The organism is Pseudazoarcus sp. NS20, assembly GCF_059703745.1.
The window spans coordinates 128,621-152,888 of record NZ_BAAKIY010000001.1; the positions used below are offsets into that span (position 1 = coordinate 128,621).

16 protein-coding genes are annotated in these 24,268 nt (G+C 65.5%); 5 read left to right on the plus strand and 11 right to left on the minus strand.

The genetic code is table 11. The features are described 5' to 3' along the window. Positions 1–3: 3 nt before the first annotated feature. Positions 4–3,309: a transglutaminase family protein gene (locus AC6H0W_RS00645; protein WP_497575174.1), complete on the minus strand. Its 3,306-nt coding sequence runs from the start codon at positions 3,307–3,309 to the stop codon at positions 4–6. A 284-nt stretch (positions 3,310–3,593) separates the two neighbouring features. On the opposite strand from AC6H0W_RS00645, the gene AC6H0W_RS00650 reads away from it, so the two are divergent. Further along, positions 3,594–4,058, plus strand: coding sequence for a hypothetical protein (locus AC6H0W_RS00650; RefSeq protein ID WP_497575175.1), 465 nt, complete (start codon positions 3,594–3,596; stop codon positions 4,056–4,058). Positions 4,059–4,095: 37 nt separating this feature from the next. On the opposite strand, the gene cueR is transcribed toward AC6H0W_RS00650, so the two are convergent. The 5 genes from cueR to gcvA form a co-directional block, all read right to left on the minus strand. After that, positions 4,096–4,497, minus strand: a complete 402-nt coding sequence (gene cueR, locus AC6H0W_RS00655; RefSeq protein WP_497575176.1) for a Cu(I)-responsive transcriptional regulator — start codon at positions 4,495–4,497, stop codon at positions 4,096–4,098. A 94-nt stretch (positions 4,498–4,591) separates the two neighbouring features. Further along, positions 4,592–7,045, minus strand: a complete 2,454-nt coding sequence (locus tag AC6H0W_RS00660) for a heavy metal translocating P-type ATPase (RefSeq protein ID WP_497575177.1) — start codon at positions 7,043–7,045, stop codon at positions 4,592–4,594. Continuing rightward, positions 7,045–7,254 carry a heavy-metal-associated domain-containing protein gene (locus tag AC6H0W_RS00665; protein WP_497575178.1) on the minus strand — a complete coding sequence of 70 codons (210 nt, stop codon included), beginning with the start codon at positions 7,252–7,254 and terminating at the stop codon, positions 7,045–7,047. Before AC6H0W_RS00665 ends, AC6H0W_RS00660 begins: the two co-directional genes overlap by 1 nt. 1,020 nt (positions 7,255–8,274) lie before the next feature. Further along, a complete protein-coding gene (locus tag AC6H0W_RS00670) occupies positions 8,275–8,973 on the minus strand; it encodes a protein-L-isoaspartate(D-aspartate) O-methyltransferase (RefSeq protein WP_497575179.1) in 699 nt (232 codons plus the stop codon). Positions 8,974–9,045: 72 nt separating this feature from the next. Continuing rightward, entirely contained in the window at positions 9,046–10,044 is a 999-nt protein-coding gene (gene gcvA, locus AC6H0W_RS00675; protein WP_497575180.1) for a transcriptional regulator GcvA, read from the minus strand. A gap of 109 nt (positions 10,045–10,153) precedes the next feature. On the opposite strand from gcvA, the gene AC6H0W_RS00680 reads away from it, so the two are divergent. After that, on the plus strand, positions 10,154–10,309 hold the full coding sequence (locus AC6H0W_RS00680) for an RSP_7527 family protein (protein WP_497575181.1): 156 nt from the start codon (positions 10,154–10,156) through the stop codon (positions 10,307–10,309). A 301-nt stretch (positions 10,310–10,610) separates the two neighbouring features. Here the strand turns inward: AC6H0W_RS00680 and AC6H0W_RS00685 are convergent, their stop codons facing one another. Together AC6H0W_RS00685 and AC6H0W_RS00690 are read right to left on the minus strand one after the other, a co-directional pair. Beyond that, the gene (locus AC6H0W_RS00685; RefSeq protein ID WP_497575182.1) at positions 10,611–11,672 is read right to left on the minus strand and encodes a redoxin family protein; all 1,062 of its coding nucleotides are present in this window, start codon (positions 11,670–11,672) and stop codon (positions 10,611–10,613) included. Positions 11,673–11,708: 36 nt separating this feature from the next. After that, the gene (locus AC6H0W_RS00690) at positions 11,709–13,835 is read right to left on the minus strand and encodes a YgiQ family radical SAM protein (protein ID WP_497575183.1); all 2,127 of its coding nucleotides are present in this window, start codon (positions 13,833–13,835) and stop codon (positions 11,709–11,711) included. Positions 13,836–14,168: 333 nt separating this feature from the next. On the opposite strand from AC6H0W_RS00690, the gene AC6H0W_RS00695 reads away from it, so the two are divergent. Beyond that, positions 14,169–15,809, plus strand: coding sequence for a methyl-accepting chemotaxis protein (locus AC6H0W_RS00695; RefSeq protein WP_497575184.1), 1,641 nt, complete (start codon positions 14,169–14,171; stop codon positions 15,807–15,809). A gap of 144 nt (positions 15,810–15,953) precedes the next feature. Further along, positions 15,954–17,003, plus strand: coding sequence for an HD-GYP domain-containing protein (locus tag AC6H0W_RS00700; protein WP_497575185.1), 1,050 nt, complete (start codon positions 15,954–15,956; stop codon positions 17,001–17,003). Between the two features lie 18 nt (positions 17,004–17,021). Here AC6H0W_RS00700 and AC6H0W_RS00705 read toward each other — a convergent pair whose 3' ends face one another. Then, positions 17,022–20,111 (minus strand): efflux RND transporter permease subunit, encoded by a 3,090-nt coding sequence (locus tag AC6H0W_RS00705; RefSeq protein WP_497575186.1) that lies wholly within the window; start codon positions 20,109–20,111, stop codon positions 17,022–17,024. Then, positions 20,108–21,100, minus strand: coding sequence for an efflux RND transporter periplasmic adaptor subunit (locus AC6H0W_RS00710; RefSeq protein WP_497575187.1), 993 nt, complete (start codon positions 21,098–21,100; stop codon positions 20,108–20,110). The genes AC6H0W_RS00705 and AC6H0W_RS00710 overlap by 4 nt, the downstream gene beginning before the upstream one ends. A gap of 268 nt (positions 21,101–21,368) precedes the next feature. On the opposite strand from AC6H0W_RS00710, the gene AC6H0W_RS00715 reads away from it, so the two are divergent. Then, positions 21,369–23,024 (plus strand): methyl-accepting chemotaxis protein, encoded by a 1,656-nt coding sequence (locus tag AC6H0W_RS00715; protein WP_497575188.1) that lies wholly within the window; start codon positions 21,369–21,371, stop codon positions 23,022–23,024. Positions 23,025–23,050: 26 nt separating this feature from the next. On the opposite strand, the gene AC6H0W_RS00720 is transcribed toward AC6H0W_RS00715, so the two are convergent. Further along, positions 23,051–24,256, minus strand: coding sequence for a TraB/GumN family protein (locus AC6H0W_RS00720; RefSeq protein WP_497575189.1), 1,206 nt, complete (start codon positions 24,254–24,256; stop codon positions 23,051–23,053). Positions 24,257–24,268: the final 12 nt, after the last annotated feature.

Genomic DNA, 24,268 nt, shown 5'->3' on the forward strand with positions numbered 1-24,268 from the left:
CCATCAAGGTTGCCAGCGCAAGTCCAGCGTGAACGGGAAGCTCGGGTTGAGCGGCTCGGCGGCGACTTCCATCGGGCCCGGCGTGTGGCCATGCGGCCAGAAGCGCGCAAAGCGCCGCGCCTCGGCCTCGTTGGCATTGACCGGGAAGGTGCTGTAATTGCGCCCGCCGGGATGCGACACGTGATACGTGCAGCCACCGATGGCTTTGCCCGACCACGTATCGACGATGTCGAAGGTCAGCGGCGCATGCACGCCGATGGTCGGGTGCAGGCCCGACGGCGGCGCCCACGCCCGGAAGCGCACGCCAGCCACGTATTCGCCATGCGTGCCGGTGGGATGCAGCGGCACCGGGCGGCCGTTGCAGGCCACCACGTGGCGGCCGTCGGTGAGCCCGCGCACGCGGATCTGCAGGCGCTCGACCGATGAATCCACATAGCGCGCCGTACCGCCGCCGCTCATCTCCTCGCCCAGCACGTTCCACGGCTCGATGGCCTGGCGCAATTCCAGTTCGATGCCCTCATAGACCACCGTGCCATAGCGCGGAAAGCGGAATTCGATGAAAGGTTCGAACCACGCCTCGTCGAAGGCGTAGCCGGCCTGCTGCAGGTCACGCGCAACGTCGCGGATGTCCTGCGCCACGAAGTGCGGCAGCATCCAGCGGTCGTGCAGTTGCGTGCCCCACTGCACCAGCTTGCCGCGCCACGGCTCGTTCCAGAAACGCGCCACCAGTGCCCGCAGCAACACCATCTGGCACAGGTTCATCTGCGCATGCGGGGGCATCTCGAAGGCGCGGAACTCCACCAGGCCGAGGCGCCCGGTGGGGCCATCCGGGGAATACAGCTTGTCGATGGAGAATTCGGCACGGTGGGTGTTGCCGGTGAGGTCCACCAGCAGGTTGCGCAGCAGACGGTCGACCAGCCACGGGCGCTTGCTCTCTTCCGCGTCAGGCAAGACCTGATCCATCTGCTGGAAGGCAATGGCCAACTCGTACAGGTTGTCGTCGCGCGCCTCATCCACACGCGGCGCCTGACTGGTCGGCCCGATGAAAGTGCCCGAGAACAGGTAGGACAGCGCGGGGTGGTTCTGCCAATACGTGATCAGGCTCTTGAGCACGTCGGGGCGGCGCAGCCACGGGCTGTCGGACGGTGTGGCGCCGCCGAGCGTGACGTGGTTGCCACCACCCGTGCCGGTGTGGCGGCCGTCGAGCATGAATTTTTCGGTGCCCAGACGCGACTGCCGCGCCTCTTCGTACAACACCCAGGTGTTGTCGACCAGTTCGCGCCAGCTCGATGACGGGTGCACGTTGACCTCGATCACGCCGGGGTCCGGCGTTACCGCCAGCAGGCGCACGCGTGGGTCGCGCGGCGGTGTGTAGCCTTCGAGTTGCAGCGGCATTTTCAGCGCGGCGGCGGTGTCTTCGACCGCTGCGACCAGGGCCAGGTAGTCCTCCAGACGCGTCACCGGCGGCAGGAAGACATTCAGGCGGCCCTTGCGCGCCTCGACGCACAGCGCGGTGTGGATGACGTCGCGCGCGGCGGGGTCGTCCGCCGGGGGCGCCGCGGGCGTGCCCTTGCGGTTGGCGGGCGTGCCGAGCTCGCCACGCGGCGCGAAGGGGTCCACCGGAAAATCCGGCTCCATGTCTTCAGGCAACACCCACGGCAGCGAGTTGAGCGGCAGTCGCAAGCCGGCCGGCGAATCGCCCGGCACCAGATACAGCTGCTCGCGGCGCAGCGGCCAGCGGCTGGAGCGCCATGCGCTGGGCGCGGGCGCATCGGCCTGCGCCGGCTCCTCGGGCTTGAGCGGCAGCACGAAGGCCACGGGCTCGCCCAGGCCGTGTTCGAGTTGGCGCGCGAGGCGGCGGCGCTCGTCATACTCCTTCAGCTTGGCCGTGCGCGGGTCGAAGTTGGCCGGAAGGCTTTGTTCCTCATGCAAGGCTACCCACACGTCTTCGTAGGCGGTGATGATGTAGCCCGGATGCACGCCCATCCGTTCGGCCAGTGCAGCGCAAAAGCGCTGTGCGGCGTGCGCATCGAAGCCGTAATCGACCTCTTCGCTGGCGATCAGCGCGGTGTCGCGCCAGATCGGCGTGCCGTCGGGGCGCCAATAGATGCCCAGCGCCCAGCGCGGCAACGGCTCGCCCGGATACCACTTGCCCTGCCCGATATGCAGCATGCCACCGGGCGCGAAGCGCTGCATCAGGCGCAGCGTGAGCTGGCCGGCGAGCTCGCGCTTCTTGGGCGACAACGCGGTGAAGTTCCACTCGGCGCCGTCCATGTCGTCGATCGACACGAAGGTCGGCTCGCCGCCATGGGTGAGACGCACGTCGCGCTCGGTCAGCTCCGCATCCACCTGCTCGCCCAGCGCGTTGATGGCCTGCCACTGCGCCTCGGTGTAGGGCTTGGTGACGCGTGGGTCTTCATGGATGCGCGTCACCGACATCTCGAAGCCGAACTCGCTCTCGGCCTCGCCCACGAACGAGCCGATCACCGGCGCGGCGCTTTGCGGCAACGCCGTGCACGCCAGCGGAATGTGGCCCTCGCCGGCCAGCAGGCCGGAGGTGGGGTCGAGCCCGATCCAGCCGGCGCCGGGCAGATAGACCTCGGCCCAGGCGTGCAGATCGGTGAAATCCTTGTCGGTACCGCTGGGGCCATCCAGCGCCTCGAGGTCGGCCTTGAGCTGGATCAGGTAGCCCGACACGAAGCGCGCAGCCAACCCCAAATGCCGCACGATCTGCACCAGCAGCCAGCCGGTGTCACGGCACGAGCCGCAGGCGCGCTGCAGCGTTTCCTCGGGCGTCTGCACGCCTGGCTCCATGCGCACCAGATACGAGATGTCGCCCTGCAGACGGCGATTCAGGTTGACCAGCAGATCGAGCGTGGTGATGCCCGGCGTCATCTCCTCGCGCTTCACGCGCTCCATCCACTCGGTCAGCAACGGGCCGGCCGGCTCGGGGCGCAGATACGGCGCCAGCTCGAACTGCAGTTGCTCGACGTACTTGAACGGAAAGTGCTGGGCGTATTCCTCGACGAAGAAGTCGAAGGGGTTGATCACCGTCATGTCGGCGATCAGATCCACCGTGAAGGCCAGCTCGGTCACCGGCTCAGGGAAAACGAATCGGCCGATGTAGTTGCCGTAAGGGTCTTGCTGCCAGTTGATGAAATGCTTTTCGGGCTCGACCGTCAACGAATACGACAGGATCGGCGTGCGCGCATGCGGCGCGGGCCGAAGCCGGACCTCTTGGGGCGAGAGCACGACGTGCCGGTCATAGCGATAGGACGTGCGGTGATGCAGGGCGACTCGAATGGCCATTGAGGCAGTCCTTGCAACGTCAGCGGGCAGACCCGACAACGGGGTTCAGGAGGTGAAGCGCGCGCGACCGATACATCCGCCGCATCCGGGGCAGTATCTGCGGCACACCATGTCCCGTCAATGCGCGATGTTGCGCAGCAGCAAGCATGGCGGGTGACGAAACCGCGAGAGGTCACGCCCGCTCATCTGCCTGGCGGTTGACGTTCATCAAGGTGGCGCCCTGAATGAAGCGTAGATTGAGGGCGTTGCAGCGGGCGACATGCCCGCCGGCGAGGAGACGAATGATGAGATTCCATCGGGTGAAGGAAGTCCTGGACTGGGCCACCGCCCTGCATGCGCGGCTCGCCGCGCGCTACCGCACGCTGGCCCACGGCGCAACGGATGAACGCCTGCGCATGGCGCTGCTGTACCTCGCCGAACACGAACATGAAATGCAGGCGGCCCTGGCGCGCTACCTGGCCGATGACGCAGCCCACCGCAACGTGCTCGACACCTGGTTCAGCGACACCGTGGAATTTCCCCGCGCAGAAGAAATCGAGCACGGCATTCAGGTCGGCCCGGCCACCACCACGGCGGACTTGCTCGGCGCCGCACTTGGCATTCACCGCGCACTCGAGGCGGTGTACCGAACACGCCGCGAGACCGCCCCTATCGACGACGAGCGTGAATTGTTCGCGGCCTTGGTTTTGCTGCATGAAACCGAATCGCAGCGGCTGGCGCGCGACATGGCGCGGCTGGAGACGCTCTGACGCCTGAAAATCCGCCAGGTCACTGCATTCGCACAGCTCAAGGCAGCCGCGCCGCCCCCTCCAAGCCGCCCAGAATCGGGCAGTCCGGCCGTGCATCGCCATGGCAGCAGTCCGCCAGCTGACGCAAGGTGTCGGCCATCTCCTGCAGCGCGGCGATGCGCGCCTCAAGCGTGGCGATGTGCCCCAGCGCGATGCGCTTCACGTCACCGCTGGCACGGCGCTTGTCACGCCACAAAGCCAGCAACTCCCGGATCGACTCGATGCTGAAGCCCAGATCTCGCGCGCGGCGGATGAAACGCAGCACGTGTACGTCGTCATCACCGTAGCGACGGTAGTCACCATCGCTGCGCCGCGCGGGCGGGATCAGGCCGATGGATTCGTAGTAGCGAATCATCTTGGCGGACACGCCGGAAGCCACGGCGGCTTTGCCGATGTTCATGGGTTTCGTCTCCTGCTAACGTCAGCGATTGAATCTGGGTCGCGGGTGACTTTTACTCGACTGCCCGCAATACCCAGCCTGACCAAGCCAGCGTTCAAACCGCAACCACCCTCAAACGCAAAGCGTTGCTCAGCACGAACACGCTCGACAACGACATGGCGGCGGCGGCAAAGATCGGCGACAACAGCAGCCCCCACAGCGGGTAAAACACACCTGCCGCGAGCGGAATCAGCGCCGCGTTGTAGGCGAAGGCCCAGAACAGATTCTGGCGGATGTTGCGCATCGTCGCGCGCGACAAGGCGACGGCACGCGGCACGCCAGACAGATCGCCCGACATCAGCACCACGTCGGCGCTCTCGATGGCCACGTCGGTGCCGCTGCCGATGGCAATGCCGACATCCGCTGCGGCCAGCGCCGGTGCATCGTTGATGCCATCGCCGACGAACACCACACGCCGCCCCGCCTCGCCCCGCAGGCGCTGCAAGGCCTCGACCTTGCCTTCGGGCAACACCTCGGCCACCACCTCGTCGATGCCGACCTGACGCGCGATGGCGTGGGCGGTTTGAGCGTTGTCGCCCGTGATCATCGCCACCTTGAGCCCCATGCCGTGCAGCGCGCGCACGGCTTCGAGCGCACCGTCCTTGAGCGTGTCGGCCACCGCGATGATCGCGGCCAGCCGGCCATCGATGGCGGCATACAGCGGGGTCTTGCCGTCGTCGCCGAAGCGCGTCGCCTCGGCGGCGAACACTGCCACATCCAGCCCCAACCGCCGCATCATGCGATCGGCACCAACCTCCACCCGGCGCCCCGCCACCTGCGCACGCACACCGTGGCCGGCATCGGCCTCGAACTGCTCGGCCGGCAACACATCCACGCCGGACTCGCGCGCGGCAGCCATGAGCGCCTCGGCAATCGGATGCTCCGACGCCCACTCGGCCGACACCACCAGTTGCAACACTTCGTGGCGCACAAAGCCGTCGGCGGTCACCAGATCCGTGAGTCGCGGCTTGCCGAGTGTGAGCGTGCCGGTTTTATCAAAAGCCACCACTTCGGCGCGCGAGGCCGTCTGCAATGCGTCCCCCTGGCGGAACAGCACGCCCATGGCCGCAGCACGGCCGGTTGCCACCATGATCGACGTGGGCGTAGCCAGGCCCATGGCGCACGGGCACGCCACGATCAGCACGGCCACCGCATTCACCAGCGCAAAGCTCAGCGCGGCTTCATCACCCAACAGCAGCCACACGACGAAGGTCAGCAGCGCCACGCCCATCACCACCGGCACGAACACCATGGTGACCTTGTCGACCAGCGCCTGGATCGGCAGCTTGGCGCCTTGCGCACGCTCGACCATGCGGATGATGTTCGCCAAAACGGTGTCGGCACCCACACGCGTGGCGCGGAAGGCAAACGCACCACGCGTGTTGAGCGTGCCGCCCACCACCTCGTCGCCGTTGCGTTTTTCCACCGGCACCGGCTCGCCGCTGATCATCGATTCATCGACGAAGGACGTGCCTTCGATGACGTCACCATCCACCGCTACCTTCTCGCCCGGCCGCACTTCAAGCACGTCGCCCACCACCACCTGGGCAATCGGCAACTCGACCACGGCCCCGTCGCGCCGCACGCGCGCCGTGCGCGGCTGAATGCGCATCAACTGCCGAATGGCGTCCGACGTACGGCCACGCGCGCGCGCCTCCAGCCAACGCCCCACCAAAATCAGCGTGACGATCACGGCCGCGGCTTCGAAATAGATGTTGGCCGTGCCCTCCGGCAGCACGCCCGGCGCAATCAGCGCCACCAACGAATACGCCCATGCTGCGCTAGTACCCAGGGCCACCAGCGCATTCATGTCGGGCGCCCCGCGCAGCAGCGCCGGCACACCCTTGCGGAAGAAGCGCAGGCCCGGCCCGAACAGCACGGCCGTGGTCAGCACTGCCTGAATCCAGCCATTGGCAGTCGCGCCGATGGTGGCGAGCACCCATTCACGCATGCCATGGAAAAGGTGCGAGCCCATTTCCAGCATGAACACCGGCAAGGTCAGCACCACGGCAATCCACACGGCTCGCTGCAGATCACGCAACTCGTCGCCGGCCGCGGTCTCGCGCGCGCCGTCACCGCCCTCCTGAGCGAGCCGCGCCTGAAAACCCGCACGCGTCACCGCCGCCACCAGCGCCGCCGCATCGACCCCGCCCGCCGTTTGCACCTGAGCGCGCCGTGATGCCAGATTCACGCTCGCATCCAGCACGCCCGGCACGCGCTTGAGCACCTTCTCCACCCGCCCGACGCAGGCCGCGCAGCTCATGCCCTCGATGTCGAGCATGGTCTCGTCTCGCAGCACCGCATAGCCGGCTTTCTCGACGGCCCCTGCCAAGTCGGCCGTGCTCACATTCGGCGCCGCCACGACCGCAGCCGTGCCAGCCGCCAGATTCACACTGGCACTCGAAACCCCTTCCAGCCTGAGCAAGGCCTTTTCCACATGCGCCACGCACGAAGCGCAATTCATGCCGCCCACGTGCAGCGTGCGCTCGACACCGTCGTGTTCGCTCATCATTCGCTCTCGCTCAAGACTGTGGCCGCATAGCCTGCGTCCTCAATGGCCCGGATGACCTCCCGCGCCTCCAGATCCGCCTGCACACACAACGTACCGGCCGCCTGATCGACCTCGACGAGCGCTTCGTCATCGAGATTGGTCACCGCTGCGATGATGCGACGCACGCAACTCCCACAAGAGATTCCCTCGACCTTGAAGTGCAACATGGCTGTGTTCCGGTTGGATGACTGACAGGCATAGCTTCCACCTTCCAACAATGGGAAGGTCAAGCCACAAATGCAAGGGGTAGTGCAGCGCCGATGACCTTCCCGAAGGCACCGACGGACATCGGACGGCCGCACCCGCCGCTTATTCGGCGCGTGGCGCAATTTGTCAGGCGTTGAGCTTCTGCCTTGAGTCCGGCCCTGCTCGTTCGCTTGCTGCCGGTGCGGTGAGTTCAATACTAGCCGGCAGCATAAGGCTGGCAAGCCCTCCCCGAGCACCTCAGGCTCAGCGACCCAGGGAGATAGAACACATGACTTCCGTTGAGGCAGGGGCGCTCTCAATTCGCGCTGCGCCTCTCCCCGTCATTGCGAGCGCAGCGCGGCAATCTAGTGACTGTGCAATATGGAAAGGCTGCGAGATTGCCGCGTCGCTGCGCTCCTCGCAATGACGGTAGAACCGGTGTGCCCTCGGCACAAACGGCACTCCAACTCCAAGCACCCCGAGCAATCCAATCAAGAAAACGTGCCGCACCGCGCGCACCCATCCTCCCCTCAGAAGCGCCGAGCGCAGGGGGATTTCGACGGAGTTGTCCGGTCCTGCTGTCCGAGCGAAGCGAGTTCAGGACCGGCCGGCGAAATCCCACGGAGCGAGGGAACCCCGAAGGGGCGCGGATGCGGGGCACGTTTCTTTGCCTTCTTTCTTGTCGTGCAACAAGAAAGAAGGTCGCCCGCCGGGGCGAGTCCCGGCCGGTCAAGGCCAACACAACGAACTCACCCCAAAACAACGCACAGCGATAACACCAAAGAAGCCGAGCGCTGGAGCCCGCGCCAAGATGCCGCAAGCCGCAAGCCGCAAGCCGCAAGCCGCAAGCCAAAAATGAAAATGCGTGCCACGCGCGCTCATAGCCGTCATGGCGACAGTTGAGGCTAAGGCTTCGCGGATTCGCTACCGAAACCGCCCTCACCCGAAAACAGAACGCCCCCCCACGCCCAGCTTGCATCGCAGCGCTAACGCCGCACCGCTCACGAATGCAGTTCCGATGATTCCACGCCCTCCATCGGCCCGAAGCCGACGGGCAGAATGTTCTGCACGGCGATGCGCCCGGTCACGTCACGCGTAACCAGCATCAGCATCTGCTCGCCTTCCAAGCCAGCCGGAATCACCATGCGACCGCCCGGTTTGAGCTGGGTCAGCAACATCGGCGGGATCATCTCGGGTGCCGCTGTCACCAGGATGCGGTCATACGGCGCGTGACGCGGCAGTCCGGTCGCGCCGTTGCCGAAGATCACCTCGACATTGGCACAGCCAGTCGACGACAGGCGCTCTTGCGCCTGGGCGGCGAGTTCTTCGACGAACTCCATCGAAAACACCTGCTTCGCAAGCTTCGACACGATGGCCGCGTGGTAGCCCAGGCCGGTGCCGATCTCCAGCACCGTGTGGTGCGACTCGACCTGCAGCAGGTCGGTCATGGCTGCGATGATCAGCGGGTTGGAAATGGTCTTGTCGAAGCCGATCGAAAGCGGTCGCACCTGATATGCATAGGGCTGCAACTCGAGCGGCACGAAGGCGTGGCGCGGGGTGGCGCGCATGGCTGCGAGAACGCGGTCGTCGAAGGCGCTGTGGCCGAGCTGCTCGGACATCAGAAAGGCGCCGAGGGATATCTCGGCAAGCATGGCCTCGTTGAGGGCATCGAAGGGATTGGTCTGCGTCATGCGGTTCATTCTCGAATTCGGCCCGCCGGCAAGCGGGCATGACATGCCCTTACCCTGCCTGATTCGCGGCCATGAGACAACTCAGCGGACAGCATCCTCATGCTGGCTGGCTTCGGCAAATGCCGGGGTCGGACGCGTGGCCGCCTCTTCAATGAGCCATTCGCGGAAAGCCTGCACCTGCGGCTCGTCGGACACGGACTCGGGCGAGACGATGTAGTAGGCAAAGCCGCAGCGGATGGAGACGTCGAAGGGGGCGATGAGGCGCCCTGCGGCAATTTCGCCCTCGACCAGCTGGCGCGCCAGCAGCGCCACGCCCAGGCCGTCGATGGCCGCCGAGATGGCCAGGCCCGAGTCCGAGAAATGCGGCCCGGCCACACGCACGCCGGTCACTTTGGCGGCCCGCAACCACGCCTCCCAACGTGGGCGCAGCGCCGGGTCGGGGATGGTTTCGTCGTGGATCAGCGAGAAATGGCGCAGGTCTTCGAGCCTGGCCAGCGGAATGCGCCGGCGCAGCAACGCAGGGCTGCACACGGCGGTGTATTCGGGCTCGAACAGGCGGTCGACCCGCACGCCGCGATACTCGCCGCGGCCGTAGCGAATCCACACCTGCGGAATGTCGCGGTCGCGGCCGCGGCGGCCGGCGTCGCGATCATTGGTGCGTGAGGTACGGCTGTCGTCGATGGCGCGGATGGAGCCGCGCATGTACAGCTCGACGTTGGGCTCACGATCGTTGAACTGGTGCAGGCGCGGCATGAGCCAGCGCGCCGCGAACGAAGGCGGCGCCACCACGCGCAGGCGCGCACCCGGCTTGAGGCGGCGCACTTGCCCCACGGCTTCGGCAAAGGATTCCAGCCCCTGGCGCACGCCGGGCAACAGGGCTTCGCCTTCGGGCGTCAATTCGAGCGCGCGGGTGAGTCGCCGGAAAAGCTCGACCTCGAGAAAGTCCTCCAGACCACGAATCTGGTGGCTGACGGCCGTCGGCGTGACCGACAACTCTTCGGCGGCGAACTTGAAACTCAGGTGGCGGGCAGCGGCCTCGAAGGTGCGAAGCGCATTCAGCGGTGGCAGGCGGTCTGGCATACGGATGAATTCAACTCATGTGTTGAGTGACAATACATCGTTTGTTGCGTCGCGTCATGCTTTGTACATTTCATACCGTGCTTACACGATGAGCCTCAGGAGAGAAAAAATGTACGACGAAAACATCGACGTGACCCGAATCGTTGCCGCTGCGCACCGGATGCGCAACCAGATCATTGCGGACATGCTCCGCTCTGCCATCACCAAGGTTCGCGACGCGATCCGCCACGCTGCCCCCGGCCTCAAGCATACCCACGCGGCCTGAAGCAGCGGCTTTACTGAACTTACTGCCGGCGCCCGATTTCTCCTCCTCCTTCGTCGGGCGACGGTTTGCAAGTCACAGGTTTTCCCCGCCTGTGAATGTCGTCCCTGCCTTACCCCGGCCTCGCGCGATCAATGGCTTGCTCTTGCGCGATTCGCCGGGGTGATTTTTTTGCATGTGTCCCCGAATTCGAACGATCTCGCTCCGCAGCATGCATGAGCCGAGCATGAAGGCGCGCCTGCTGCCATGAACGCGCCCCGCAAACATACATCCACTACCGACCGCCCCGGCGTAAAGGCCTCGCTCAGCGCGTGACCTTGGGCTGCGCCGACAGACGTTGCACGGCTGCCGGAATATCCGCGTCCGGCCCCAGCACCTCAACCAGGCGCCCCTCGACACTGATCAACGCCACGCTCGGCACGTCGCGCACACCGAAGGCCGCGAAAAGCGCGCCCCCTTCGTCGAGCACCAGCGGCGTGCTCAGCTTGTTCTCGACACCGTAGTCGCGCAGTTCGTCTGCGGTGGTCCACAGATCAGACGCGACCGTGGTCCAGAGCACATCACCCTGTGCATTCAGGGCATCCACCTGCTTGCGCACGCGCTCGCAGGCCTGCGCCGTTTCCGGACGACGCTCGGCCACATACCACTCGCACCACGCCGCCGTGAAGACCACGCCACGCGGCTTGGCGGCACGGGCCGATCCCAGGCGGATGCGCATGCCGTCGAGCGTTTTCAACTCGACACCGCTGACGTCCTCTCCCGGCGCGAAGACCTTCACCTCGGGCAACTCGGACACTTCGCCCGAGCCCCCGGCCACCGACTGCGCGATGGCCTGCTCAAGTGCGGCGTGCAGCGCATCGTCGTCCAGATGGCCGACATGCATGATCCGGCCATCGCGCCCCACCACCACGTGTTGCGGCGTCACGCGCAGGTTCAGGGCGCGCGCCAGCCGGCCGTCGTCGATGACGACGGGCATGCTCATCTTCAATTTCTCGCGAAAACGCTTCACCGCCGCGAGGTCATCGTTGAAGCCGGTGTTGAGCGCGACGACTTCCAGATCCTTGCCCAACTTGGCGTGAATGGCGTTGAAATCCGGCATTTGCGCCAGGCAGGGCGCACACCAGGTGGCCCAGAACTTGAGATACACCGGACGCTTGCCGCGGAAGGCACTGATGTCGATGGCCTCGCCATCAATGGTTTTCAGTGCGATGGCCGGCAAGCGCTTTCCGATCAAGCCTGCACCCGCGGTCACCGCCCTGCGCTCGCCCTCCTGCGCGTAATCCGTTGCCTCCGCCTCGGCAAAAACCGTGGTGGAGGCCGCCAAGGCAATCAAGCCGGCACACAGCAGTTGGACAGGGCCTCTCATGGCAACTCCTTCTGGCGAAATTCGGAACGAGCCGCCTCAGCCCGGCTTGCGGGCACCCGGCCGCTGCCCGGTTCTGCGCGCGCCGTTGGGGCGGGCAGCCGGCTTCCCGGACTGCGGTCGGGATGAACTTTTGTCTTTCGGGTTGCGCGGTGCCGGCGTGGTCAGCGGCCGAGCCCCCACCGGCTGGTGATGCGGCACGAGCTGGTCCGGCCGGTTGCCGATGAGGTCAGCGCGGCCCATGGCCTTGAGGCCTTCGCGAATCAGCGGCCAGTTGTCGGGGTCGTGCCAGCGCAGCAGCGCCTTGTGGAACTTGCGCGTCTTGCCGGCGCGGGCGGTCTCCACTGTTTCGGAATCCGCCGTGACCTTGCGCAGCGGGTTCTTGCGCGAGTGGTACATGGTGGTGGCCATGGCCATTGGCGTGGGCATGAAGGTCTGCACCTGATCCGGGCGGAAGCCGTTTTCCTTCAGCCACAGGGCCAGGTTGAGCATGTCTTCGTCGGTACTGCCGGGGTGCGCGGCGATGAAGTACGGGACCAGATGCTGCTTCTTGCCGGCCTCGGCCGAGTACTTGTCGAACAGCTTGCGGAAGGCCTCGTAGCTGCCGATGCCCGGCTTCATCATTTTGGAGAGCGTGGCTTCTTCGGTGTGCTCGGGCGCGATCTTGAGCAGGCCGCTGACGTGGTGCGTCACCAGCTCTTTCACGTACTCGGGCGAGCGCACAGCCAGGTCGTAACGCAGGCCGGAGCCAATGGTCACACGCTTCACGCCAGGAATCGCCCGCGCCTTGCGGTACAGCGAGATCAGCGGCGCGTGGTCGGTGTTGAGGTTTTCGCAGATGCCCGGATACACACACGACAGGCGGCGACACGACTGCTCGATCTTCTCGTCCTTGCAGGCCATGCGATACATGTTGGCGGTGGGGCCGCCCATGTCGCTGATGTGCCCCTTGAAGTCGGGGATCTTGTCGCGGATCTCCTCGATCTCGTTGAGGATGGACTCTTCCGAGCGGCTCTGGATGATGCGCCCCTCGTGCTCGGTGATCGAGCAAAAGGTACAGCCGCCGAAACAGCCGCGCATGATGTTGATCGAGAACTTGATCATGTCCCACGCCGGAATGCGCGCCTTGCCGTAGGCCGGGTGCGGTGCGCGGGCGTACGGCAGGCCGTAGACGAAATCCATCTCGGGCGTGGTCAGCGGAATCGGCGGCGGGTTGAGCCACACATCGCGCCGGCCCGGCCCCTCGCCGTGCGCCTGCACCATGGCGCGGGCGTTGCCGGGGTTGGACTCGAGGTGGAACACGCGCGAGGCGTGGGCATACATCACCGGATCGGCGGTCACCTGCTCGTACGACGGCAGGCGGATGACGCTCTTCGCGCGCGCGGCACGGCGCGTGGCCACACGCTCGGCCAGCGGCACGATGCGCACCGGCTGCGCCACTGCGCTGCTGCCGCTGTCGGTGGCGCAGGAGGCACCGCTCTTGGGCTCCGGCTCCATCGCGTAGGGGTCGGCGTGCGGCTCGATGCGGCCCGGCCGGTCGAGCGCCAGCGAATCGACTTCCGCCCAGTCATCGCTCGGCAACCAGCCCGGCTTGACCATGAAGGCGGTGCCGCGCAGGTCGCGGATGTCGGCGATGGCGTCGCCGGCGTCGAGCCGGTGTGCCAGATCGACCAACGCGCGCTCGGCGTTGCCGAAAATCAGCAGGTCGGCCTTGGAATCAGGCAGCACCGAACGGCGCACCTTGTCCGACCAGTAGTCGTAATGCGCGATGCGGCGCAGCGAGGCCTCGATGCTGCCGATGACGATGTTGGCGTCCGGAAAGGCTTCGCGCGCGCGCTGCGCATACACCGTGACGGCGCGGTCGGGCCGCTTGCCGGGCTCGGCGTTGGGCGTGTACGCATCATCCGAGCGGATCTTGCGGTCGGCGGTGTAGCGGTTGACCATCGAATCCATGTTGCCGGCGGTCAGCCCGAAGAACAGCCGCGGCTTGCCCAGTGCGCGAAAAGGCTCGGCGCTGGTCCAGTCCGGCTGGCTGATGATGCCGACGCGGAAGCCATGCGCCTCCAGCATGCGCCCGACCAGCGCCATGCCGAAGCTCGGGTGATCCAGGTAGGCGTCGCCGGTGACCACGATGACGTCGCACTGATCCCAGCCAAGGGCGTTCATCTCCTTGCGCGACATCGGCAAAAAGGGCGCGGGCCGGGATGGCGGACGAGCGCGCGAGTGGATCGGCGCCGGAGGACTGCGGTCGGGAAGCACGGGAGAGCCTGCTGCGAAGTTCAAGGCCGTGATTCTACGCGGGTTTTCCATCTCACGCCGACTCGCCCGCCACCGGACGCAGAACATAGGCACGCAATCGACACCAACTGTTGACGCGCATCAAATCGTCGCGTTCGAAACAGCGGAATGATCGCGCCGTGAATCACCCTGACTCCAAAAAGTCCAATTACACCAATATGTTGCGGACCAACTCGATCAATCTGCAACGGGGAGACAGTCATGCGCATCAACCAACCGTGCTCGGATGTGGAAACCCTCGTTCCGGATGGTCGTTTCATCTACAGTCGAACGGACACCTCCGGACGTATCGTCGCGGCCAACGACCTCTTCGTCGAACTGTCCGGATTCAAGCGCGAGGAGCTGATCGGCCAGCCCCACAATGTGGTGCGCCACCCCGACATGCCGCCCGAAGCCTTCGCTGATCTGTGGGCCCAGCTCCGCCGTGGAGAGCCGTGGAGCGGTTTCGTCAAGAATCGGCGCAAGGACGGGGGCTATTACTGGGTGCATGCTTTCACTTCGCCGGTACGCGAGAACGGCGAGGTCGTCGCCTATGAATCCGTGCGGCGCACCCCCTCGCGCGAAGTCGTACGTTCGGTGTCGGAAGGCTACGCGCGCATGCGCAAGCGCCGCGGTTTCACGGTAGAGCGCGGCCGCATCGTGCGCACCGGCCTGCGCGGTGCCCTCGGGGGCATGTCGCTGGCCGCGCGCCTGCAACTTACCCTCACCCTGATCGCCCTGCTGATGCTGGCACTGTTTCTTGAAGGCATTCGCGAGACCGGCGGCAGCATGCTGATGCAAGGGCTGCTGGTCGGCACGTTTGCGCTGGGGTGTATGGCCTTGGGCAGCCTGTCGCTGCTTACGCTGCCGCGCGCCTTGCGCGATCTGCGCACGCTACGCGAGTCGATGCTGGCAACGCAGCGTGACGGCGACCTGCGACGCGTGGTGTTCAATCCGCGGCGCGATGAGATCGGGCAAATTTCGGACGCTTACAATGCCTTGATGGCTAACCTGCAGGCCATTCTGATCAACGTGCAGGGCGCAGCCCGCGACACGCATGCGCAGTCGGGCTCGGTATCCGACTCCATCGGCGACCTTTCCCGCAACGCCGAACACGCCAGCGAGGCTGCGTCATCCACCGCTGCAGCGGTACAGCAGGTGACCGTGGCCATCAACGAAGTGGCCAACAACGTACGCGAAGCCTCCGCTTCGGCGCGCAAGAGCTCGCAGGACGCCAGCGACGGCATCACCACCGCCGAGCGTGCCGCCGCGCAGATTCGCGCGTTGGCCAGCAGCGTGCGCGAGACCACGCAGACGATGGAGCAGCTGTCGGTGTCTTCCAACGAGATCGGCAAGATCGCCGCGGTCATTTCCGACATCGCGGGACAAACCAACCTGCTCGCGCTCAACGCCGCCATCGAAGCGGCCCGCGCCGGCGAACAGGGGCGGGGCTTCGCCGTGGTGGCCGACGAAGTTCGCAAACTGGCAGAGCGGACGGGACAATCCACCACCGAAATCAGCCGCATCATCGACAGTCTGGCGTCGGAGACGCGCACCGCTGTGGAAGCGGTAGACCGCGGTCAGGCACAAGTCGAGCTCAGCGTGGATGAGGTCATGGCCACCGCAAATGCTCTGGCCGAAATCAAGGCTTCAGCCCAGCACACGCTGCACCTGATAGACGGCATTGAAACCGCCACACGCGAACAAGCCGCCGCCGCCAACGAAATTGCGTTGAACGTCGAGCGTATCGCCCAGCGGTCGGAAGAGAGTGCCGACGTGGCGCAGCACATTTCGCTGTCGTCGGCGGCACTGGCACACGTCGCGGCGAGCCTGAACGGCAACCTGGCGCGCGTGTGCGTGTAACATCCGGGCACCTTAGACAATCACTCTGCTCCGCCCCCCGCTCCACCCGGCGGGGCAGAGCCGCCCCCCTGCCCGGGGCAAGACAGAAGCAGCATGCTATTACCACTCATTCAGTCAGGCACGCTACCTGGGCGTCTGTCGCACATGCACCTGCACTTGCTGGAAACCATGCCCGACGTCGACGGCGTCGCGTGCGCGCTGTATGACGGCAAGCCCGACTCGCTCAGAACGCTCGTCACCAACACACGTAGCCACACGGTGCTCCCGCACAGTGAGCGCCCGCTGAGCAACAGTCGGGCACTTCACGCTTTGGTCGGTCGAGGCGCATCCAGCGCGCTGGACGAACTTGATGCCGAAATCCGTTCGGACGCGCGCCACTCGGCCTGGCTGACGGAACAGGGCTACAAGTCCTCTTTCGCCGTACCGGTGTGCGACGAGCGCGAGCTGCTTGGCTTCGTGTTCTTCGACTCGCTGCGCAATGCCGCATTCACGCCAGCCCTGCAACGCGACCTGGTGCATTGCACTGCACGGATCGGCGTGATGATCTCGGCCGAGTTGGCCGCTGTGCGCACGATTCTTGAATCGGCCCACCTCGTGCGGCAACTCACCGAAATGCGCGACTTCGAGACCGGCTTGCACCTCGAGCGCATCGGCCACTATGCAAAGCTTGTGGCCCGAAACATGGCAGCGAAATACGCGCTGAGCGATCAATACATTGAACAACTCGCGCTATACGCCCCGCTCCACGATATCGGCAAGATCGGCATTCCCGATCACATCCTGCTCAAACCAGGCCCGTTCGAGCCGGAAGAGCGAGCCATCATGAACACGCACGTGGGCAAAGGGGTCGAGATCATCGACCGCATTCTCCAACACCAAGGCTCCACCCGGTTTCCGGACGCCGCCATGCTGCGCAACATCGTGTATTGCCACCACGAACTGCTAGACGGTTCGGGCTATCCGCGCGGGCTGACAGGCGCGAGCATTCCGCTGGAGGCGCGCATCGTCACGGTGGCGGACATTTTCGACGCGCTGACAGCCGCCCGCCCCTATCGGACGCCCTGGACGGCCGAACGGGCCATGGCCGAGATCAACCTCATGGCCGCTGACGGAAAGCTTGACCCCGACTGCACAGCGGCACTGGAGGCCGGACTCGACGAAGCTCGCCAGATTCTTGCCAGCTCCCCGGACTGAGCGCTCACGCGTGGGTGATCAATGCCCCACGGCTCCCCGGCGCGTCATCGCCAAACGATAAATCAGCGGAATCGCGAACAGCGTGAGGATGGTCGAGAAGCCCAGCCCCCACACGATGCTGGCCGCCACCGGCCCCCATACCAGCGATTTCCCGCCCAGCCCGACCGCCAGCGAGAAGAGCCCGCCGATGGTGGTGATGGAGGTGATCAGAACCGGCACCACGCGGCGGCGCGCGGCATAGATGGCGGCATGCTGCACGCTCATGCCCGAAGTGCGCCGTTCATTCGCGGCATCGATCAGCACGATGGCGGCATTCACCGAAATGCCCGTCAGGGCGATCACGCCGTACAGGGTGTACAGCGACAGCGGGTTGCCCGACACCAGCAGGCCCAGCACCACCCCGGTAAAGGCCAGCGGCACCGTCACGAGGATCATCAGCGGCTGCCAGTAGCTGCGGAACTGTGTGGCGAGAATCAGGTAGATCAGCCCGATGCCGAACAGGAACAGCTTCGCCATCGCATCCAGGCTCTCCTGGATGTCATCGAGCTCGCCCGAGAAATCGAGCGCCACATTCGGGTAGCGCGGCTGCAATTCGGCCCAGGCCGCCTTGAGCCGGTTGTTGGCCTGCAGGGTGTCGAGCTGCTCGCGGTCGATCTCGGCTTCGACGGTGATCGCGCGCTTGAACTGGTAATGACGGATGTAGCCCTTGGACACTTGCAGTTGAGCATCCACCAGTTCCCCCAACTGCACGCTGCGGCCATCGCCCAAGGGCACCGGGCGCTGCAGGATCTCGGTGACGTCGAGCAGCACTTCCGGCCGAGCGCGCACGATGACCTCCATCTTCTCGCCCTGGTCGCGCGTCACGCCCACCACCTCACCCTCGCCGTACAGACGCAGCAGACGTGACACGTCGCCGGCCGGCACGCCGGCTCGAGCGAGCTTCTCGCGGTTGGGGATCAAACGCAATTCGTTGCGGCCCGCCACATCGTCGTCGATGACATCCCGCGTGCCGGGGATGTTGCGCACCTCGGCCAGCAGCGCATCGGCAGCCGAGCGCAGTTCGTCGTAGTCGTCGCCCTTGATCTTCACGCTGATGGGCTTGGAGGTCGGCGGCCCGCCCTTGAGCTCGAGAAACGCCCATTCGCCCTCGCCGCCCAGCGCCATCACCTCGTCACGCAGGCGCTCGATGATGGCGGCGGCATCGTCCATGTCGCCGTATGCCGGCTCCAGCGAAACGATGATCTGGCCGTAGTGGTCGCCGTACAACGGCTCGGTGTCGGTGAACTTCAGGCCGGCCGAAGCCACCACCCCGCGCAACTCGTCCGGGCCGAGGCGTCGGCGCACCACTTCGGCCGCGCGCTCGGCTTGCGCCAGCGTGCGCTCGAGCGACACTCCGGGCTGCATGTCGACGTGGATGTAGAACAGTCGCACCGAATCGAATGCGAAAAACTGCATCTTCACCACACCACTGGCCACCGCACCCACGGCAGCGAATACCGTCAGCAACACCACCGCCAGCGCGGCCCTGGGGCGGCGCATCACGCCCACCAGCAGACGCGAATATTTCAGGCGCACGACGTGCGTGAAGCGCTCGCGCATGCGCTGCGCGCGGCTCGGCTTGCGTTTGAAATCGGGGCTCACCGCCAGGATGTGCGCCGGCAGAATCCAGAACGCCTCGAACAGGCTGATCAGCAACGCCACCGTGACCACGAACGGCACGACGAACATGAAGTCACCGAGAATTCCCGGTAGCAGCATCAGCGGCAAAAAGGCGGCCATGGTGGTCAGCACTGAGGACAGGACCGGCGCCCCCACTTCCATCAGGCCGCCCATCACCGCATCCAGCGTCGCCTCGCCGCGCTGCAAGCGGTAATAGATGGCCTCGACCACCACCACGGCGTCGTCGACCACCATGCCGAGCACGATGACCACGCCCAGCAGCACGGTGAGGTTGAGCGTGGAACCAACACCATCGACCACCAGAAAGGCACCGGCGAGCGAGAACGGAATGCCGATGGCCACCAGCAGTGCAATGCGGCTGCCCAGAAACAACCAGCACATGCCCAGCACCGCGAAGAAGCCCAGCAGCGCGTTGGATTCCATGATGCCGATGGCGCTGCGCGTCTGGTAGGTCTGGTCATCCACCATCGCCACCTGCAAGCCCTGACCGTACAGCAGCGGATTGCGCTCTTCGGCGTAGGCCTTCAGCCGCGCGACCAGATCAAGCGTGTTGGAGCCGGCCTGCTTGGTGATCGACAGCAGGATGGCGGGATGACCGTTGTAGGCCACCAGTTGCGCAGTGCGGTCGTGACCGCGCGCCACGCGCCCGATCTCGCCCAGCGCCACGCGCCCCTCGGGCGTGACGATGGCCGCATCGGCCAGCACCTGCGGGTCCGTGGTCTTGCCTTCCATGCGCACCAGCCACTCGCCGCCATGCACGCGGATGCGCCCGCCCAGGGTATTGCGGAACCAGCCCGACACCCCATCGGCCACCTGGATGGGCGACAGGCCGGCGGCAGCCACCCGTTCGGGGTCGAAGTCGACGTGCAGCTCGGGCTCGTCCAGCCCCAGCGCCAGCACCTGATCGACCCCGGCGAGTTGCTCGAGGTCTTTCTTCATGGCGAAGGCGGCGCGGCGCAGCGTCTCGCCGCCAGCCGGCGCGTACACGGCGAGCATTGCGGTGGGAAAGCCGTTGGACGAGGTGATCTCGAGCACCGCCGGGTCGGTGGCGTCGAAGGGCAGCTCGTCCGATGCCTTGTTCTGGATCTCGCGGCGCAGGTCGTTGATGCGGCGATCGAACTGGCGCTCGCCGATGTCCTCGAAGCGCACCAGAATCGACGACACGCCTTCGCGGCTCGACGACGAAACGAACTTGATGTCCTTCACCTGCGCCAGCGCGTCTTCGAGCGGGCCGGTGAGCTCTCGCTCGACATCCTCGGCCGAGGCGCCCGGCAAGGCGGTGGTGATGTTGACCCAGTTGAAGTTGATCTCCGGGTCTTGCGCGCGCGGCATGGTCAGATAGCTGAACAGCCCACCCAGAACAACCAATGCAAACGTGATGTTGGCGAGCGGATGATTGGTGATCAAGCGCTCGAACACGCCCCTCACGGTTTGTCTCCGGCGGCCTCACGCGGCGGCAGGTCAAGACTGAAGCGGCCCTCATCGACCAGTTGAACATCCGTCGGCAAGTCCACCGCCACCGGACGGCCCAACTGTGCCTGCGGCAGCGCTTCGAACACCGGGCGCCCCTCGCGCACCAGCCACACCCCGAGTTTTCCGCTGCGTTGCTGCACCCATGCCGGCGGCAGGTGCGGCACCGGGCTGGTCCAGCGCAGCTCGCCCGCCAGACCCGGCGGCAGTTCAGCCTGCGCAGAGAAGATCACCTCACGCGCTTGGCCAGCAGCCGAAACCAAAGGGGAGACGCGCACCAGCTCAAGCTCGGCTTCGACATCGCCCGCCACCAGCCGCCACGCGCGTGCAGCGCGCAAACCTTCGATCTGCGCAGCCGGCACGCGGGCCCGCAGCTCGATGCCATCGCTGGCGGCGAACACCAACAGCACCGTGCCCGGCGCCGCCAGATCACCCACACTGGCCGGACGATCACGCACGGTGCCGTCGAACGGCGCGCGGATGACGGTGCGTGCCAGTTGCAGACGCGCAGCTTCAAGGCTCTGGCGCGCGGCGGCCAATTCGCTTTTCAGCACGGCCACTTCGGTCTGACGTATGCGCAGGCCGTCCGCACTGATGAAACCACGCTCGGCCAAGGTTTCGGATTGCTCCAACTGTGCCTCGGCAAGCTTCACGCGGTTGCCGATCAGATCGACCTGCGCACGCGTTCGCTCCACCTCCACCCGATAGCTCGCGTCATCCAGCCGCGCCAACTCTGCGCCACGCGCCACGCGCTCACCCACGCGCACCGGCAGCGCCTTGATACGCGCCGAGACTTCGGCGGATATACGCGCTTCGTCAGTCGCCATGACTTCCGCCGGCGCACGGAATTCAGGGTAAATCGCCACTTCGGAAAGGGGGCGGGCCGTCCAGCCTTGAGCGAACAGCAGTGAGGGCGAAAGCAGGCACAGAACGAGCAGGATTCTCATGGGGCGTCTTGGCAGTGACGGCGCGTAGGCGGGTCGCCCACCGGATGCGGGCAACGACTGGCGCGATTCTCCGCCGACGCGCAATACGCGTCCAGCTTGGCGCAAAGCCGCAAGATCGGCATTTACGGAGCAGGCGCATTTCGCTGACTCACCAAAAACTATGCAAATAGTCTCAAGTACCTACTGACAAAGTCGTTATCCGTACCAGAATGATTCCAGAAGCATCGAAAAACGCTCCCCACAAAAGCGGGCCGCCCAGGAGACCATCATGCGCATCAACCAGCCGTGCACCACCGTCGAAACGCCGGTACCCGATGGACGCTTCATATACAGCCGAACGGACACCTCGGGCCGCATCGTCGCCGCCAACGACCTGTTCGTGGAACTCTCGGGCTTCAGCCGCGAAGAGCTCATCGGCCAGCCACACAACCTAGTCCGCCATCCCGACATGCCGCCCGAGGCATTCGCCGACTTGTGGGGCAACCTCAAGAACGGCAACCCGTGGAGCGGCTACGTCAAGAACCGCCGCAAGGATGGTGGCTACTACTGGGTGCATGCATTCACGTCGCCCGTGCGGGAGAACGGACAGGTGGTGGCCTACGAATCGGTACGCCGGCAAGCGCCGCGCGAGGTCATCACGGCAGTGGATGCAGGCTACAAACGCATGCGCAAAGGCAAGGGGCATACCGTCGAGCGCGGCCGCATCGTGCGCAGCGGCTTGCTCGGTCGCCTGGGCGGCATTTCGCTGGGCACGCGCCTGCAGTTCATGCTGGGCTTGGTCGCGGTTTTACTGTTGGCGCTATTCGTTGAAGCGCTGGACGGCGCGGGGGGTGCGACTCACGAAGCATCGCAAGTCGAGATGTGGAATCTATCGATTCAGTTCGGGCTTGCGGTGACTGTGCTCGCTTGGGTGGCCCTGCGAACGGTGCCGACCATACTGCGGGATCTGAACGCGCTGAAGGAAACCATGGAGCACACACAGCGCGATGGCGATCTTCGCCGGGTCATTCGCAGCGCCCGCCGTGACGAGATCGGGCAGATGGCCGACGCCTATAACGCGATGATGGCCAACCTTCAGGCCGTCCTGATCAACGTGCAAAGCGCCGCGCGCGACACGCAGGAACAGTCCGAAACCGTCGCTCAGGCCAGCGAACGGCTTTCGCTGGGTGCCAATTCGGCAAGCGAGGCGGCCTCTTCGACTGCCGCAGCGGTCGAGGAGGTTACAGTGGCCATCAACGAGGTGGCGACCAACGTCAAGGAAGCAGCCGAAGCCGCCCGCCAGAGTTCGCGCGACGCCGACGCAGGCATCAGCAAGGCGGAAGAAGCCGCAGCGCAGATTCGCTCGTTGGCGACCAACGTGCGCGAGACCACGCACACCATGGAACAGCTTGCACATTCATCGGCCGAGATCGGCAAGATCGTTTCGGTGATTTCCGACATTGCCGGTCAGACCAACCTGCTCGCGCTGAACGCCGCCATCGAGGCCGCCCGTGCAGGCGAATCGGGGCGGGGCTTCGCGGTGGTGGCCGATGAAGTGCGCAAGCTCGCCGAGCGTACCAGCCAGTCCACGACGGAAATCACCGCCATCATCGACACCCTGCGCGGCGAAACCGCCAGCGCGGTGGCGGCCGTCACCAAAGGCGAAGAACAGGTGGAAATCAGCGTGCAAGAGGTCATGGCCATGGCCGAAGCGCTGACCGCCATCAAAGGGTCAGCGGAGCAGAGCCTGACACTGATCGACGGCATCGCGCTGGCTACGCAGGAACAATCCGGCGCAGCCAATGAAATCTCGCGCAATGTGGAGCAGATCGCCCAGAAATCGGAAGAAAGCGCCGGCTCGCTGGCGCACATCGCGCAGTCGTCGGGCACCTTGGCCAAAGTAGTGACCGAGCTGACCGAAAACCTTTCACGCGTGCGGGTGTGAGCCCGGCATGACCGCCTCGGCGGCGTTCAACCGCCACCGAGCAGGCGACCGAAGATGCGTGCCCCGGCCACATAGGTACCGATGGCCGACCCCAGCGTGGTGAACAGAAACACCAGCAGCACACGCGACACGCGGTTTTGCCACCAGCCTTTCCAGTGCATGACATCACGCCGCAAGGTGGCGAAGTCCCCCACTTGCGGTTTGCGCAGCCAGATTTCGGTGGCGGCCGTGACGAAACCGATGCCGATGGTGGGGTTGAGCGAGGTCAGCGGGGCGCCCACGGCAGCAGCGAGAATGGTCAGCGGATGGCCGAGCGCGATGATGCCGCCCAAAGCCGCGAGCCCACCATTGATGAGCACCCAGTCGACCACCATCTGCATGCCGATTTCGGTGTTGCGCGTGAAGCCGACGATGAAGCCGATCAGAATCACCGCCACGATCACCCACGGCACGACCTTCGGCCAGCGTGCGCGCGGCGGCGCCTGCTCGAGTTCGCCGATGATGGCCTCGGGCGTCGGCTCGGTCTCCGCGAGATGGCGTTCGATGCCGGCCAAGTGCCCCGCCCCCACCACCGCCAACACACGCCCGCCTTCACGCTCGGCCGCCAGACGGCGCAAGTGAGCGGCCATGTAGCGATCACGCTCGGCGATCACCGGCCGATACAGCGCCTCGGATTGCTCGGCGAATTCGCTGAAGGTCGATTCGAGCATGTCGCCCTCTTTCAGGCGCTCGATCTCCGACTCCTCGACCTTGTCGCGTGACAGCACGCTCGCCAGCAAGCCGCCGATCAGCTCGGTACGACGCCACCACGGAATCGAGGCATACGTACGGCGCAGCGTGAGGCCGATGTCGCGGTCGATCAATGCCAGCGGCAGACCCTGATCCAGCGCGCCATCGATGGCCGCGCGGAGCTCAGCACCGGGCTCGATGCCGTACTGCTCGGCAATCCGCATCTGGTAGGCGCCCAGCGCAAGACTGGCGGCCACCATGGAAACCTGGCGATTCTTGATGACGCTGAACAGATCAAGGCGCCCCATGGCGTCGGGATCGAACATCGCGCGCTGTCGGCTCTCGCACAGCTCCACCGCGACGACATCGAACGCACCACTGCCGATCAGCTCCTGGACGGCACGTACGCTGGCGGGGGAGACGTGCGCGGTGCCGAGCACCACGATCTCAACGTCGCCGATGTGGACGATGCGATGCGGCTCGGAGGCGAGGATTTCTTGCATGACGGGCTGAGT